Consider the following 15,337-nt stretch of genomic DNA (forward strand, 5'->3'; position numbering starts at 1 on the left):
GGGAAACACTGGCGTACGCCTCTTCGGCGGAACCTTCCTTTCAACCCTCTGACCAGGGAGAGTCATGCGACGAACCGTTCTCGCGCCACTGGCGCTTGCCGCCGTGCTCATGGGAGTACAGCCCGCGTCGGCCGCGCCCGCCGGTGCCGGCACCGGCGCCGGGTGGGATCCGGCACCCTCCGCGCCGTGGGACATCGGGGCCGGGCTGCGGTGCGACTTCCCCATCCACGGCGAACCCGTCATCGACAAGGTGATGAGACTCGTTCTGGACACCTACCCCGACGGTACCGCGAGGCGCGTCGTGTACAAGGGTGATCTGGTCGTACGGGTCACGAACACCCAGACCGGTGCCTTCTACGACGCCGACGCGAGCGGCTCGGCCATGGTCGAGCACCGAACCGACGGCTCTCAGTTCTGGGCCGTGCACGGCCCGGTGCTGGCCGGCGTCGGCGAGGGCGGGGGCAACCTGCCGCGCGGCCTGTACATCATCGACGGGGTGTACACGATGGACATCAGCTCCGGCGGGTACAAGTCCGTGAACCTGGTGCATGGGACAACGGACGACCTCTGCGCCCGCATCGACTGACCACTGCCCGTACCCGGGGCACCGGGAGCGCACCTTCGCACAGCCCGGGACGCTGACGTCGCGTACAGACGCATGCGACAGTGCTTCGACGACGAGCACGACCGACTCTCCGCGCGAGCGGAGGTGAGCCGGTTTCCCGCCGACCGTGCTGTGGCGCCGCTTCGTGTCGCAGAAGTCCGTGATCCACGTGGCGGTCTTCAGCCACGCCTCAGTACCGGGGTTGAAGGCGCGCTGCCCCCGGTCCGGCACCAGCCCGGGGGGTGTCTGCGGCGAACGCCGCTACGACCCGACCGCGGGGTCACGGCCCGAGTGAGGAAAGCGGCCCCGTCGTCCGGCACTCGGGCGTCAACCCCACCCCCTGAGCGACGGCATACGCCTTGCCTCTGGGGCGAGTCCGCCCCAGAGGCCCCACCCCGGAGCCCGGCCGCCCCTCACGGACCCCCTGTGCCCGCGTACGGGGAACACGAACCGGCCGAGCGCCTGGCCGAGTTGGTCGTGCCGTAGCCCGGGTCGGGCCACGCCGGGTATGCCGTCTGCAGGATGCGATCGGCGGTATACACCGAGTCGACCAGCGGATGCAGCGCCAGCGCCCGCAGCGCGGGAGTGCGTTCACCGCTCGCCGCCGCCTCGATCACCGCCCGCTCCACCGCCTTGACGCTCAGCATGAGCCCGAGTTGGTCGGGCGCCACGGCGCCGGTGGCGAGCGGGGCGGCGCCGGCGGCGTCCACCAGGCAGGGCACCTCCACGACCGCCTCCGCGTCCAGGCCCGGGACGGCCGTGCGGTTGCGGACGTTGAGGATGAGCGTCGTGCGCTCGTTGCGGGCGATGGCCCGCATCAGCGCCAGCGCGACGCGGTCGTAGCCGCCGCCCTCGAGGTCGCAGGCGTCGCGCTCCCAGCCGCCCGTGCTCTCCCGGCTCTCGGCCATGTACGTCGCCTCGCGCTCCCGGCGCGTACGCTCCCACACCTCCAGCGCACCGGCGGGCTCGGCGGCCGCCTGAGCGTAGAAGGCGTCCTGCTGGTCGCGCAGGAACTCCCCACGGGTGGCCGGTGCCTGGCGCAGCGCGGCGACCGCCTCGCGGTTGAAGTAGTAGTAGTGCAGGTACTCGTTGGGCAGCGCGCCCAGCGTCCGCAGCCAATCCGCGCCGAAGAGCTTGCCCTCCTCGAAGGACTCGAGCGCGGCGGTGTCGGCGAGCAGTTCGGGCAGCCGGTCGTGGCCGTCGACGGTGACCCGGCGCAGCCAGCCGAGGTGGTTGAGCCCGACGTAGTCGTAGCCCGCGCGGTCGGGGTCGGCTCCCACCGCGCGGGCGGCGCGCCGGCACAGCCCGACCGGCGAGTCGCAGATGCCGATGACGCGGTCGCCGAGGACGCGCTGCATGGCCTCGGTGACCATGCCCGCCGGGTTGGTGAAGTTGATGACCCAGGCGTCCGGCGCGACGGCCGCGACCCGCTCGGCGATCCGCACCGCCTCCGGCACGGTGCGCAGGCCGTACAGCACGCCGCCCGCGCCGACCGTCTCCTGGCCGAGGACGCCCTCGCCCAGGGCGGCGCGCTCGTCGCGGCTGCGGCCCTGCAGGCCGCCGACGCGGATCGCGGAGAAGACGAAGTCCGCGCCGCGCAGCGCGTCGTCGAGGTCCGTGGTGGTGCGTACGGCCGGGCCGGGCGGGCGGCCCGTCCCCGGCCCGGTGAGCTGTGCGGCCTGCTCGGCCAGCACCGCGGCGATCGCGTCGAGGCGCCGCCGGTCGGTGTCGTACAGCACCAGTTCGGTGCACCGGCCCGCCGCGTCGCCGTCGTCCGTCAGCAGCGCGCGGTACACGAGCGGTACCCGGAACCCCCCGCCACCCAGCAGAGTCAGCCTCATACGGTGATTACCTCCGTCCCGGCCTCGCGGAACTCCGCGAGCGTGGCTGGGTCCGATGTGTCGTTGGTGATCAGGACGTCGATGTCCGGCGCCCCGCAGATACGGGCGAGACCGGTCTCGCCGGGGAACTTGTCGGCGCTCGCGAGCAGCACGACCTGCCGCGCGGCGGCGATCATGGCGCGCTTCACGGGCACCTCCACGTGCGTGCTGTCCAACACGCCGCCGCTGGGCAGCACGCCGCTCGCGCCGAGGAAGAGCCGGCCGACGTAGAGCTCGCGCAGATTGGACTCGGTGAGGAAGCCCACCAGGGAGAGGGAGTTACGGCGCACCTCCCCGCCGAGCAGGATCAGCCGCACCTCGGGGTCGTCGCGCAGCTCCTCGTACACCGCGAGGTTGCTGGTGACGACGGTGACGGGGCGGCCGCGCAGCAGCCTGGCGAGCTGGTGCGTGGTGGTGCCGATGTCCAGCAGGAGCGTGTCGCCGTCCTCGACCAGCTCGGCCGCCCGGGCGGCTATCGCGATCTTGGCCGGCAGGTCGTCCACGGCCACTTCGGCGAAGGGTCGCTCGTCGTCGGTGCGGGCGGCCACAGCCCCGCCGTAGACGCGCGTGAGCCGGCCGGCGTCGTCGAGCTCGGTCAGGTCACGGCGGGCCGTGGCCTCGCTCACACCGAGCCTCTTGGCGATCTCCCGGACCGGAAGCACGCCTTCCTCGCCCAGGATGGTCAGCAGCCTGCGGTGCCGCGTCTCTCGCAACATGCCCGCAATCTACTCCAGATGAGCGACTGTGCACGAGTCTGATCAACCTCTTGCATGTACACGACTCTCGGTGCAAGGTGTCGGTCAACACGCAGCTTCGATCAGGAAGGGCGCGCCGGTGAGCACTCCCTCGACGCTGACCGCCGCCCTGTCCGTGGAGCACTTCGGCGGCTCGCTGGCCGCGCCGGGCTGGCCGGAGGTGGCCGCCTGGTGGCGGACGGTGCGCCGGCTGCACGGCTCCGGCGAACTGGCCCGGCGCTACGCCTTCCTGGACGAGCTGGCCCCCGCGGGGCAGGTCCCAGGGCGGCGGCTGCGCGCGGTGCCCACCATCGGTTTCCGGGACGAGTGAGCCCGATGAGACGTCCCCAACCATGTCCCCGGAGACGTCCAGTGAGACCCCATTGAGACGAGGAGTGGGAATGCGAGGAGTTCGCGCGATGGTGCCGCGTACCGGCACACGACGCGCCAGGCGGAGCGTGCTGCCGGTCACCCTCGTCGCCGGCCTGACCCTGCTGGCCGCCGGGTGCGTGCCGGGCACCGACGGGTCGCAGGCGGGCGGGGCGGCCGGGGCCGGGAGCACGGCCGTGCCGGATCCGGCGCGCGCCGGCAACGTCACGCTCACCGTGTGGGACCAGGAGACCCGCGGAGGTACGAACGGCGAGATCGAGCAGCTCAACAAGGAGTTCGAGAAGAAGTACCCGAACGTCCGCATCAAGCGGGTCTCGCGGAGCTTCTCCGACCTCAAGACCACCCTGAAGCTCGCGATATCCGGCAACAACCCGCCGGACGTGGTGCAGGCGAACCAGGGCTACCCGGACATGGTGTCCTTCGTCCAGGCCGGGCTGCTCGCCCCGCTGGACACGTACGCGGGCATCTACGACTGGAACACCCGCTACCCCACCACGCTGCTCAACCTCAACCGGGTCTCGACCGACGGCCGACGCTTCGGCACCGGCCGGCTCTACGGGATATCCCAGACCGGTGAGTTCGTCGGCATCTACTACAACAAGGACGTCCTGGCGAAGGCCGGCGTGAAGCCGCCGAAGACCTGGGCGGACTTCACCGCGAGCCTCGGCACGCTGAAGCAGAGGGGCGAGCTGCCGATCCAGTTCGGCAACCTGGACAAGTACCCGGCGATCCACACCTTCGGCGTGCTGCAGGACCAGCTCGGCGGGGCGCAGGCACGTGACACGGTCCTCGGCCGCGGCCAGGGCTTCGACAACGCCTACACCAAGGACGCGGCCGCCACCCTGTCCGACTGGGTCAAGAAGGGCTACCTGCCCAAGGGCGCCAACGGGCTCGGCTACGACGACGCCGCCAAGAAGTTCGCCGGCGGCGACGGCGCGTACCTGATCACCGGCACCTGGCTGCAGGCCGACCTGAAGAAGCCGATGGACGACAAGCTGGGCCTCATCCCGCCGCCGCCCGCCAAGGCCGACGCCACCCCGATGACCACCGGCGGTCAGGGGCTCGCCTGGTCGATCACGTCGCGGTCCACACACCCCGAAGTCGCCGCCGCCTACCTCGACTTCATCACGAACACGCACGCGTCCGACGTCATGACCGAGCACGGCGTGCTGCCCGCGCTGCCCGGGCGGGCCGCGGCCAGGATCGACCCGGAGAGCAGCGAGGGGCAGATGATCGCCGGCTGGCGGCGGCTGACCGCGGGCGACGGCCTGGTGCCGTACCTCGACTACGCCACGCCGAGCTTCTACGACACCACGTCCCAGGCGCTGCAGGACCTCATCGCCGGCAACAGCGACCCCGAGGAGTTCGCGGCGTCCCTGCAGAAGGACTACGGCGGCTTCATGAAGAAGCAGCGCGACAAGTCGGCGGGGTCGAAGTGACCGCCCTCCGCGACCGCTACCGCCGCCGCGCCCCCGGCGAGCCGCGCGCCATCGGCTACCTCTACGCGCTGCCGGCGCTCGCCCTGTACGGCGCGTTCCTGCTGTACCCCTTCGGCCAGTCGGTGTGGCTGTCGCTGCTGCACTGGGACGGGCTGACGCAGGCCACCTGGGCCGGGTTCGGCAACTACACGGACCTCTTCACGGATCCGAGCCTGCGCGCGCCGTTCGTCCACGCGCTCGTCCTGCTGCTGTTCTACGCCGCCCTGCCGGTGGCCATCGGCCTGCTGCTGGCAGCCGTGATGTCGCGGATCCGGGTGAAGGGCATGACCTTCTTCCGCACCGTGCTGTTCCTGCCGCAGGTCCTCGCCATGGTCGTGGTCGGTGTCGCCTGGCGCTCCATCCTCGCCCCCGACGGCCTGCTCAACGACACCCTGAAGGCCGTCGGTCTCGGCTCGCTGGCCCGGGCCTGGCTGGGCGACTACGACTGGGCGCTGCCCGCGGTCGGCGCCGTCGGCACCTGGGTCGAGACCGGGCTGTGCATGGTGCTCTTCCTCGCCGGCGCGCAGCGCATCCCGCGCGAGCTGTACGAGGCGGCGCGGATCGACGGCGCGGGCGCGATACGTGAGTTCTTCAGCGTCACGCTGCCCGGCCTGCGGGCGGAGACAGCGGTGGCGCTCACCCTCACCATCGTGGCGGGCCTGCGCAACTTCGACCTGGTCTACATCACCTCCAGCGGCGGCCCGGGCAACTCCACGTCGGTGCCGGCGTACGAGGTCTACCACCGGGCCTTCGAGACCAACCAGGTCGGCTCGGCGGCGGCCGTCGGCGTCGCCCTCACCGTCCTGATCTTCGCACTGACCGTCACGGTCTCCCGGCTCGTCGAAGGGCGGCGGTCATGATCTCGCGCACCGAACGTGGCGCAACGTACGCGATCCTGACGCTCTTCACGATCATCTCGCTGACGCCGGTGATCGGCATCCTCTCCACCGCCTTCAGCCGCCAGGGCGCGCTGGGCACCGGCTTCTCACTGCCCGAGGGCGGGCTGCACTGGGGCAACTTCGCGGACGCCTGGACACGCGGACATTTCGCTGTGTACATGGGCAATTCGCTGTTGGTCACCTCGGTCGTGGTGGTGGCGACGGCGGTGCTGGCGATCCTGGCCGGCTACGCCTTCGGCGTGATGCGCTTCCCCGGCTCGACGGTGCTGTTCCACCTGTTCGTCATCGGCCTCACGCTGCCGCAGGAGGCGCTGGTCATCCCGCTCTACTTCGACCTGCGGTACGTGGAGCTGACAGACACGTACTGGGCGCTGATCCTTCCGCAGATCGCCCAGTCGCTGGCCTTCGGCGTCTTCTGGCTGCGCGCCTACTTCCGCGGCAGCGCCCGCTCCGTCATCGAGGCGGCTCGGATGGACGGCGCCTCCACCTGGACCACGCTGTGGCGGATCCTGGTGCCGATGGGCCGACCCGCCATCACCACCATGATCGTCATCACCTTCATGTGGACATGGAACGAGTTCCTCATGGCCCTGGTGATGATCAGCGACGAGTCTCTGCGCACGGTCCCGCTGGGCCTGGCCTTCTTCCAGGGCCAGCACACGGCCGAGACGTCACTGCTGGCGGCGGCGTCGGTGCTGATCGCGCTGCCGGTGGTGGTTGTGTACGTGGCGCTGCAGCGCCGCTTCATCGAGGGCATGCTGACGGGCGCGGTGAAGGAGTAGATCCCGCCGCACACCGACGGCGCGCCTCGCGCCGGTCCATCCACCGCGTCCAGCACTCCGAGTGCTGGACGCGGTGCTTTCGGCCCGCTCGGCGCCCGGCCGAGCGGGGCTCGCTGGTGAAGGGGAAGGACGGACGGTTCAGCAGCGCCGCCCGGACGGGCGGCGGCTCACTGAGCATCCGGGCTGCTGGAGGACGGCACCGGCCGGCCGGGCCTGCTCGCCGCGCTGGCTCCTGCTCGCGGCGTTCGGTCGTGGCGATCTGCTGCCGTACCCGGTCGAGGGTGATCAGGGAAGTTTGAGCAGAGCAGAGGTACTCCGAGCTGATCCGGGGTGGGTTCTTACGTGGAGCGGAGGCATGCCGTAGATGCCTGCCTGCAGGGGGAATGGGGCAGGCACTCGTGCCCCGGAGGGCGTGTTCAGGAGCACGTCGTGCCGTGCCTTGGGGGCGTGCCGTCGAGGAGGTACGTGTTGACGGCCCTGGTCGCGCAGCGGTTGTAGGGGTAGGACCCGTGACCCTCGGCCCGCACTGTCAGCAGGACGCCGACATCCTCGCCCAGCTCGCCCGCCATGTGCTCGGCGCCCGCGTACGGCGTCGTCGGGTCGCCGGTGTTGGCGACGACGAGGATCGGGGGAGCGCCGTCCGCGCTGACGTCGGGGGTGCCGCGCTCGCCCTCGAACGGCCAGTCGTAGCAGAGGTAGACGGTGGGGGACCAGGCTTCGCCGAAGACGGGGGAGGCCGCCTCGGTCCGCTTGATCATTTCCTCGGCTTTGGTGAATCCGGGGCGCAGGTTGGAGTCGGCGCAGGTGATCGCGACAAAGGCGGACGCGCCGTTGCCGCCCGAGGTCTCGCTGCGGGCGCTGACGCCGGCCCAGCGCTGGACCCGGGCGCCTGGGGCGTGGTCGTACGCGTTCTGCAGCAGCTTGCTGCCGGTGCCCCGCTCCATGACCTCGTTGAGCGCCTTCACCAGCGGCCCCCAGCCTTCCTCGCCGAGGTCCAGGTAGTTCGCGATGGCGTGAGCGGCGAGATCTCCGTCGAGTCTTTCGTCGCCGTCGGTGGGGGCGGGCTCTTTCTTGAGCTTTTCCAGCAGCTTGATGACGCGTTGGTCGGCCCGCTCGGGGTCGCCGCCGGTGGGGCAGTCGTCGTAGGTGTGCGCGCAGTGATGCGCGAAGCGGTCGAAAGCGAGCTGGACGGCCTTGACCTGGCTGAGGTCTTTTTGCAGCCGATCCTGCGTCGGGTCGACGGGGGCTTCGAGCACGAGTCTGCCCACGTTCTTCGGGAACAGGTGGGCGTAGACGCCGCCCAGCTCGGTGCCGTAGGAGACGCCGAAGTAGTTCAGCCTCTCGTCACCGAGGAGATAGCGCATCAGGTCCAGGTCGCGCGCCGTCTGCGAGGTGCCGACATACGGCAGGAGCCCACCGGAGTGCTTCTCGCAGGCGTCGCCGCCCTCGAACTCCTTCTCACCGCAGCTGACGGGGGCGGTTCTGCCGACACCTCGCGGATCGAAGCTGACCAGGTCGTAGCGCTCGCCCAGCAGGGCGTAGTCGCCGGCGTACTTGGGGAGCCCCACGATGCCTGACTGGCCGGGGCCTCCGAAGTTGAAGAGGAGTGAGCCGATCCGTTTCCGCTCCGGTCCGGTGGCCCTTTTCCGGATCACGGCGACGTCGATCGTGTCGCCGCCGGGCTGCCGGTAGTCCAGCGGCGCCTTCATGGTGGCGCACTCCCAGCCGTCGCCCGGGGTGTCACCGTCACCCTGCGCCGCGGATGGTGCCGGGCAGGCCGACCAGTCGAGCCGCTGGCCGGCGGTGAAGGCCACCGGCAGCCCCGGCGGCGGGTTCGTTGCCTTGGCCTCGATCCGGCGGGTCGCCTCGCCGCCCTCGGTCGGTGCGGACGGACCCGAGTCCGAGTCCTCGATGACGTCGCACCCGGCTCCTGCGGCCACCACGACGGCGAGGGCGAGCAGGCCCGCGGCAGAGCGGCGACGCAGAGCGGCGGACACCGCAACACACCGCGAGCGACCACCGAACCTGTCCGCCCTCTTGTGGAAGGCCCAGGTCAAAAGCCGCGAGATCCAGATCCGCGTGCGCATCCGCGAGTCCCCCTGCCCCCTGGCACACCAGAACGCCGTGCCGCTGAAACATCGATGGCACGAACCTACTGATCGTCAATGCTGCATGGCCATTCACCCTCATCCCGAACGCTCCGCGAGCGAGGTCACGACGCCGAGGTCGAACGCCTTCACGTCCACCTGCCCCGCGTACCGAAGACGCCGACCTCGTGATCGCTTCTGCGTCCCATGGGTGCGATGGCTTCATTAGCCAGTGCCGCACAGCCATGGCACTCAGCCGGACTTGGCGTCGCGGAACTGCTGAAGCAGCTCCCGGGCCGGAGCGCTGTCTGCAGAACAGGCTCTGGCCAGGACGGGCTTGATCCGACGGGAGGCCGGGATGACGGCGCCGGGCTGCAGGAGCAGTACCTTCACGTGGGTGCTGCGGCACGGCTTCATCCACGCTCGGACGCAGCGGCTGCTGGACAGCCCGGTGCCACCGGCCCCGTCTCGGCTACACCAGTTGGACGCCAGGCTTTCCGGCCTCGATGTAGAACTTCTGGGCGTCCCACACGGGCGCGTCCGGCCGGGTGACGAACTTGACGTCGCGTTGCGTGCTGGAAACACCCGTCGGCGTGATGACCGTGCGGATGTAGCCGCGGTAACCGTCGGCGTACTTCACCCAGGGATTCTTCAGCCAGTTGTCCTTCGTGGTCTGGCTGCCCGGGCCGTCACCGGTCGAGGTGATGGACGTGACGATGAACTCGGTGCCGACGATCGGGCTGGTGGCGTCCGGAACCGCGAGCAGGGAGTCCTGGACGAGGGTCCAGTGCAGATCGCCGCTCAGGATGATCGGGCTGACCTCCCGGTCGTAGTAGGCCCGGTAGATGCGGTTTCGCGTGGGGCTGTTCGCTGTCACACCGCCCAGCTGCTGGCCCTGGGCGAGCACGTGCCAGGTCGTGCCGTGAGAGTTGATGCCGTCGATCAGCCACGCCTCCTGTGCGTCGCCGAGTTTGGAGACGGCCGGGTCATTGTCGGCGATCCGGTACTGGCGGCTGTCCAGCAAGTCGAACTGGGCCAGGTTCCCGACGGCGAAGCGGCGGTGGATGCGCTGGTCCGGCCCGACGGGCGGGTCGCACCGGGTGGGCATGTTCTCCCACCACGCCTTGTACCCGGCGGCCCGGCGGGCCAGCTGCTTCTGCCCGTGGTCGACTCCGCCCAGGTAGTCGTTGACGACCTCGTGGTCGTCCCTGGTGACCGCCCACGGGAAAGCCGCGTGCGCGGCCTGCAGGTCCGGGTCCGTCTTGTAGAGCGAGTAACGCAGGCGGTATTGGTCGACTGTCTGGCAGGCGGCGCGGATGTCGTCCGGCACGAAGGCGCCGCCACGGGGCGCGGCAGCGGTGATCGCGCCTTCGTAGATGTAGTCGCCCAGGTGGAATGCCAGGTCGAGGCCGTCCTCCGCCATGTACCGGTACGCCGTGAAGTAACCGGTCACCCAGTTCTGGCAGGACACGTGGCTGATCGTGAACGAGTCGACGGGCGCGGCGGGGGCGGGCAGGGTCCGCGTGCGGCCGACCGGGCTCAGTTCGGAACCGCAGCGGAAACGGTAGTAGAACCAGCGGTCCGTTGGCAGACCGCGCACGTCGACGTGGACGGAGTGGTTGTGCTCGGGCAGTGCGAAGGTCTCGCCTTCGCGGACGATCCGGCTGAAGGCCTCGTCGTGGGCCACCTGCCAGTGGACCGGGACGGGCTTGTCCGGCATGCCGGAGCCGATCTCGAGCGGCCGCGGAGCGAGTCGGGTCCACAGGATCACAGAGTCGGGCAGGGGATCACCGGACGCGACACCGAGAGAGAAGGGGTGGCCGCCGAGATCGCCGATGCTGCCACCGGGTGCGGCCGCGGCGGGTGCGGCCTGGCCGATGGCGGTGGCCGCGGCGACGGCACCGGACAGCATCAGGAAGTTGCGGCGATTGGGCCCATGCGTGGCAGGACCTGCGGATATGTCGCTGGACAAGGTGGAGTCCTCGGTTCAGTGAGGCCGACAGGGCGAATGGTGATGACACACCATTGACCAAGTTATGGATCTTGTTGACCCTTCGATGACGCTCACAGGCTGAGATGAGCAACCCCGAATGAACACCACGTCAGTCGATTCGCCCGCTCCCACGCGCGCCTCGGAACTCGGCTCCCCGGGCACGCAACAGCTGCCCGCTACCGCGCCCCTGACTCCCGTTCGACCTCTGCCGAGCCGGAATCCACAACCGCGTGCGGACTGTCCCCGGAGCGGTACCCCGGCCCGGCGTCGGCGCCGCCGACCAGTACATCGCCGACCGCGACTCATCAGCGCGGCGGCGGATGTGACGCCCGTCGTGTGCAGCTGGGGTTGGGTCGGGCCGGGGCGCGGTACTGGCCTTGTGACCAGCCCGTTTCCCCGACCCGCACGCCGCACCCGCCGTGCGTGTCTCCATTAGATGCGGCTGCCCAGGGCCCGGTCATCTTGTTGGGGTCGTACGAATTTCGCGGTCTTCGTCAGATGAGAGTCAGCTCACACCGATGGCTGACGCATGCCGTCCCCGGGGTCACCCTGAGCCGAAGCCGACGGCCGGTTTCGAGGACCTGAACGGACGGGTCGCCCTCGACGACGCGACGCACCGGCCGGTCCCAGACGATCTCCACCGGGGCGCCGGAGCGGGGCGGCTCGCTGAGGCACAGTGTGGCGCTGCGACCCCGACGGCGCATCAGGACCGCGGCGGGCGCGGAAACGGTGAGCGGGCCCGCCGTGCCGGCCTGCCAGAAGGTGGCGGCGGTCAGCCCGAGGCGGTCGATGGTGACGGCCTGACAGGTGCTGTCGTTCGCGAGGATCCGGAGCCAGTCGCGCTCGGCCGCGCGCTCGGTCACGGCGCGTCGGGTGGCGCCCGGCATCAGGACGTAGGCGTACGAGCCCGCCACCGGGTCGGTGCCGTGGTCGAGCCACAGGGTCTGCCAGCGGCGGGTGCGGCGCTCGGTGGAGCTCGTGGTGTTGATGTCGGACCAGGCGCCGGTGCGGTCCTCCCGCAGAGTGTGCAGCTCGGCGCCGCCCGGCAGGACCCAGCCTCCGTGCCCTTCGAGGTGGGCCCAGCGCGGCCGCGGTTGGTCGTCGACGGCGAAGGCCTGGGTACCGCCCTCGCCGAGGTTGCGGTTGTCGACGATCGTCTCGACGGGCACGCCGTCCGTGGCAGTGATCCCGGCCCCGAGGCAGACGATCGCGTCGTCGGCGCAGAACCACGCCTTGCGGGCCTGAAGCGTGGAGCCGAGGCCCTTGACGTGCTGGCCCAGGGCGGCGAACTCGCCGTCGGTGACACCGCCGACCCACCGCACGGCGGGCCGGGACGCGCCCCACTCGCCGCCCGCCCGGTCGGCAAGTCGCTTGGTGGAGACGGTGGTTCCGGGCAGTCGGTACCAGTCGACGGTCGGCCAGAACCAGTCCGTGTACTGGTCGCTGCGGGCCCCCGTGGCCCACCAGGTGAGCATCCCGGCACCCGTGTGCCAGCCGCGCGGGTTCTCGCCGTTTCCGCACTCGTAGTACGCGATCCGCTCGGAGGACATCGAGATGTTCGCGGCGAAGGCGGGTCTGCGGTGGACGGCGCGGTCCATGGCGGCGAAGAGGCGGTGCTCGACGGGCTCCGGGGCCGCCGCGACCGCCGAGTCGGCGACCGCGTGCAGCCGTGACAGGTCCGCGACGCCGAACTGCGGCGCGCTGAGGAGCGGGGTGACCGTGTCCCGGGCGATCCAGCCCTTGATGCGCCCGTACCAGCGCTCGCGCTCGGCCGCGCTCGCGCCACCCGCGAGCAGCGCCATCGCGGCGATGATGCCCTGCCCGTGGAAGTGGTCGCTGCGCATGACGTGCCGGTCGTCGCTCAGCAGATAACCCCGGCTGATGGCACGGCCGTTGACGCTGTCCATCACCAGGCCGTCGAAGATCAGCGGTGCGTAGGCGTGCTCGACGCTGTCGAGGATGATCTGGCGGCCCGGGTCGGTGACGGCCCAGGTCGATCCGGCGAGCAGCGCGAAGAGCCGCCCGAGCCCGTCGAGCATGACCTGTCCGTAGGTGCCCGAGTAGGCGATCCAGGTGTGCTGGATGAACGATCCGTCGGCGTACAGCCCGTCGCCCTTGGTGACGTACGGGAAGACCGGCGAGAGCGCGTCGCGGGCGAGCGCGATCTTCTCCGGGGCCCGGCCGAGGATGCCGCGCAGTGCCACGGAGCGGCACAGGTCGACCCGGTTGGCGCCGGTGGAGGTGCCGGTGTAGTCGCGGAGCATGGAGTCGGGGACGAAGTGGTCGACGGCGGCGAAGGCCGCGCCGCGCTGGGCGTCGGTGAGGTGGTCGTACAGCGTGGCCACGATGTCCATCAGGAGGCGCGGGCTGCCGATCTGCCACTCCCACCAGTTGCCGTAGCGGGTGGTCGAGGGGTTGTAGACCGTGGCCGCGAGGTGGTCGAGGCCGCGCAGGATGTCCGCGAGGAGCCCGGCGTCACCGGTCAGGCCGGTGCCCTGCTGGGCGTAGGCCTGGGTCATTGTCCACAGCCTGCTGTAGCTCTGGGTGATGCCGGCGGGCGGGTCGAAGGCATAGCCGGGCCACAGGGAGTTCGCGGCGGGCGCCATGGCGGCGCGGAAGGCGCGTGCGAGGGTGCCGGTCTCTCCCAGCCGGGATGCGTAGGGCTCGGCGGTCGCGTCGTAGCCAGCACCGAGGGCGATCTCCAGCCAGCGCTGCCGCAGCGTGTCGTACTCGTCGGCCTGGGACGCGGCGGTCGCCGGACCGGGGGCGATGAGCGAGGGAGCTGTGGCGGCGGCCACGGCCGCGGCGATCAGGAACGTACGGCGGTTCGGAGTCATGAGCATGCCCTATCAGGCGATGGAAAGCGCTGTCTACGGGTGGGGCGGCAAGGCCCCACCCGGGCGCCCAGACCGCGACCGCGCCCCCAGAGCCGCCCGGGCCGGGGTGTACCTCACCGCGGCCCTGGTGCAGTGGTTCGTCCCGGGAGCCGTGGTCCGCACCCCGGGCGCGGACATTCATCGGCCGACGGACCTGCCGCCCGGGCCGTAGCAGGGGTTTCTGGGCTTTCTGGACCGTCCCTTCGCGCGTCCGCGCGGTGCGCGAGAGTAGCTGCCGGTCTACGGCAAGGTGTCACCCCCGCCGTCGGACGCAGCCTGGGGATCGGGTGAGCTGCTGCCGCTACCCACCGCAACGCCTTCGCTCCGGTGCTTGCCAAGCGGTTCCGGGGGTTGGCAAGCCGGGGAGCGAGGAGGCGTCGCGGCGACTCGTGACGGATCCGCACCATCCGCTCGCGGTGACGGAAGTAGTCGCCGTAGAAGTGACGCCGGTGCTCGGACTCCTGCGGTAGGGCCGATGGCACGAGCGCGGCGAGGACGCCGGCGAGGTAGACCACCAGGGTGCGCCGACGAAGGCCGAGAGCCCGATCGCGGCACCGCCGCCGACCGGTACGGCAGTGGCTGCCCTCCGACTCGGGTTGTCTGCCGCGCGGAAGTCGCGGCCGGCCAGTTGCTGACCTGTGCCCTGCTCACAGCCCGTACATGCCGCATCGCCTCCGTTGGAACGCCAGTTCGATGGCAACTCGTGCTCGTGGTCGGACGGGAGGCTCCCAGCTTCGCTGTCGGCGTGCGTTCGCACGCCGGGCTCCGCAGTTGCACTGTGGTAGTCATGGGCGCGAGGAACCAACGTGTGACGGGCCTCGGGCAGCCGTGGCAGTCGAGTCATCTGATGCTGCTGATACCGGTTGCGCTCATCGTGCTGCTCACGGTCTTGGACATCGTGACGCCGACCGACATCGTCCTCGGGCCGCTGCTGGTGATCGCGCCAGCGCTCGCCGCGTGGTTCGAGGGCCCCTGGGTGACCAGCGGTATCGGGGCCCTGGCTGTCATGGCCCAGGGGTTCGTCGGCTGGCGTCACGGCCTGCTGTTGTCTCGGAATGTGCTGGTTGAGATGGTCGCTCTGGCGGTGCTGTCGACGGTGGTGGTCTCCTTCTGTGTGGTGCGGGACCGGCACAGGCGTCAGCTGGCCCGGGTAAGGACGGTGGCCGAGGCCACCCAGCACGTCCTGCTGTGGCCGCTTCCCACCCGGCTGGGCCCGCTGCAGCTCGCCTGCCTCTACCTGGCCGCCGAGGAGGAGGCCGAGATCGGCGGGGACCTCTATGCCGCCGCCCGCATGGACAGCGCGGCCCGCGTGATGATCGGTGACGTGCGCGGCAAGGGCCTGCCCGCCATCGGTGAGGCCGCCCTCCTGCTCGGCGCCTTCCGGGAGGCCGCGCACCAGCACGCCTCCCTGCCCCGGCTCGCCGCCGCCCTGGAGAGCAGCATCGCCCGCTACCTCACCGACTTCGACGGCGAGGACGAGGCGGGGGAGCGCTTCGTGACCGCTCTGCTGCTGGAGATCCCCGACGACGAGCCCGTCGTCCGGATCACCAGCTGCGGTCACCCGCCACCCATGCTTCTCGGCCCGGGCAACAGCGTGACCGTGCCCGGCCTGGA

The 15,337-nt window shown here is 70.8% G+C and carries 12 protein-coding genes and 1 pseudogene; 7 read left to right on the forward strand and 6 right to left on the reverse strand.

Annotation, left to right across the window (positions count from 1 at the left end; genetic code table 11):
* Window positions 1-64 precede the first annotated feature (64 nt).
* Window positions 65-586, forward strand: a complete 522-nt coding sequence (locus ACFY4A_RS07810) for a hypothetical protein (RefSeq protein WP_390828502.1) — start codon at window positions 65-67, stop codon at window positions 584-586.
* Window positions 587-1,017: 431 nt separating this feature from the next.
* Here the strand turns inward: ACFY4A_RS07810 and ACFY4A_RS07815 are convergent, their stop codons facing one another.
* Together ACFY4A_RS07815 and ACFY4A_RS07820 are read right to left on the reverse strand one after the other, a co-directional pair.
* Complete coding sequence (locus ACFY4A_RS07815; RefSeq protein ID WP_390828503.1) at window positions 1,018-2,445, reverse strand: 6-phospho-beta-glucosidase; 1,428 nt, start codon at window positions 2,443-2,445, stop codon at window positions 1,018-1,020.
* Window positions 2,442-3,200, reverse strand: a complete 759-nt coding sequence (locus tag ACFY4A_RS07820) for a DeoR/GlpR family DNA-binding transcription regulator (protein ID WP_390828504.1) — start codon at window positions 3,198-3,200, stop codon at window positions 2,442-2,444. Before ACFY4A_RS07820 ends, ACFY4A_RS07815 begins: the two co-directional genes overlap by 4 nt.
* A 136-nt stretch (window positions 3,201-3,336) precedes the next feature.
* Between ACFY4A_RS07820 and ACFY4A_RS07825 the strand changes: the two are divergent.
* The 4 genes and pseudogenes from ACFY4A_RS07825 to ACFY4A_RS07840 all read left to right on the forward strand — a co-directional run.
* A pseudogene (locus ACFY4A_RS07825) lies at window positions 3,337-3,549 on the forward strand (carbohydrate kinase family protein); the annotation flags it as partial.
* An 88-nt stretch (window positions 3,550-3,637) separates the two neighbouring features.
* Window positions 3,638-5,047 carry an extracellular solute-binding protein gene (locus ACFY4A_RS07830; protein WP_390828505.1) on the forward strand — a complete coding sequence of 470 codons (1,410 nt, stop codon included), beginning with the start codon at window positions 3,638-3,640 and terminating at the stop codon, window positions 5,045-5,047.
* Entirely contained in the window at window positions 5,044-5,946 is a 903-nt protein-coding gene (locus ACFY4A_RS07835) for a carbohydrate ABC transporter permease (RefSeq protein ID WP_390828506.1), read from the forward strand. The genes ACFY4A_RS07830 and ACFY4A_RS07835 overlap by 4 nt, the downstream gene beginning before the upstream one ends.
* The gene (locus ACFY4A_RS07840; protein ID WP_390828507.1) at window positions 5,943-6,767 is read left to right on the forward strand and encodes a carbohydrate ABC transporter permease; all 825 of its coding nucleotides are present in this window, start codon (window positions 5,943-5,945) and stop codon (window positions 6,765-6,767) included. The genes ACFY4A_RS07835 and ACFY4A_RS07840 overlap by 4 nt, the downstream gene beginning before the upstream one ends.
* Window positions 6,768-7,183: 416 nt before the next feature.
* On the opposite strand, the gene ACFY4A_RS07845 is transcribed toward ACFY4A_RS07840, so the two are convergent.
* The 4 genes from ACFY4A_RS07845 to ACFY4A_RS07860 form a co-directional block, all read right to left on the reverse strand.
* Window positions 7,184-8,854, reverse strand: a complete 1,671-nt coding sequence (locus tag ACFY4A_RS07845; protein ID WP_390828508.1) for an alpha/beta hydrolase — start codon at window positions 8,852-8,854, stop codon at window positions 7,184-7,186.
* A gap of 252 nt (window positions 8,855-9,106) precedes the next feature.
* On the reverse strand, window positions 9,107-9,247 hold the full coding sequence (locus tag ACFY4A_RS07850) for a hypothetical protein (RefSeq protein ID WP_390828509.1): 141 nt from the start codon (window positions 9,245-9,247) through the stop codon (window positions 9,107-9,109).
* 79 nt (window positions 9,248-9,326) lie between these two features.
* Window positions 9,327-10,826: an alkaline phosphatase D family protein gene (locus ACFY4A_RS07855; RefSeq protein WP_390828510.1), complete on the reverse strand. Its 1,500-nt coding sequence runs from the start codon at window positions 10,824-10,826 to the stop codon at window positions 9,327-9,329.
* 515 nt (window positions 10,827-11,341) lie between these two features.
* Window positions 11,342-13,684, reverse strand: a complete 2,343-nt coding sequence (locus tag ACFY4A_RS07860; protein ID WP_390828511.1) for a polysaccharide lyase 8 family protein — start codon at window positions 13,682-13,684, stop codon at window positions 11,342-11,344.
* Here ACFY4A_RS07860 and ACFY4A_RS07865 point away from each other — a divergent pair.
* Entirely contained in the window at window positions 13,683-13,895 is a 213-nt protein-coding gene (locus ACFY4A_RS07865) for a hypothetical protein (protein ID WP_390828512.1), read from the forward strand. The genes ACFY4A_RS07860 and ACFY4A_RS07865 overlap by 2 nt on opposite strands.
* 636 nt (window positions 13,896-14,531) lie before the next feature.
* On the forward strand, window positions 14,532-15,337 hold an 806-nt coding region (locus ACFY4A_RS07870), incomplete at its 3' end, for a PP2C family protein-serine/threonine phosphatase (RefSeq protein WP_390828513.1).

Origin of the sequence: Streptomyces sp. NPDC001292, from assembly GCF_042896465.1 — a bacterium.
In the GTDB taxonomy this organism is placed as follows: domain Bacteria; phylum Actinomycetota; class Actinomycetes; order Streptomycetales; family Streptomycetaceae; genus Streptomyces.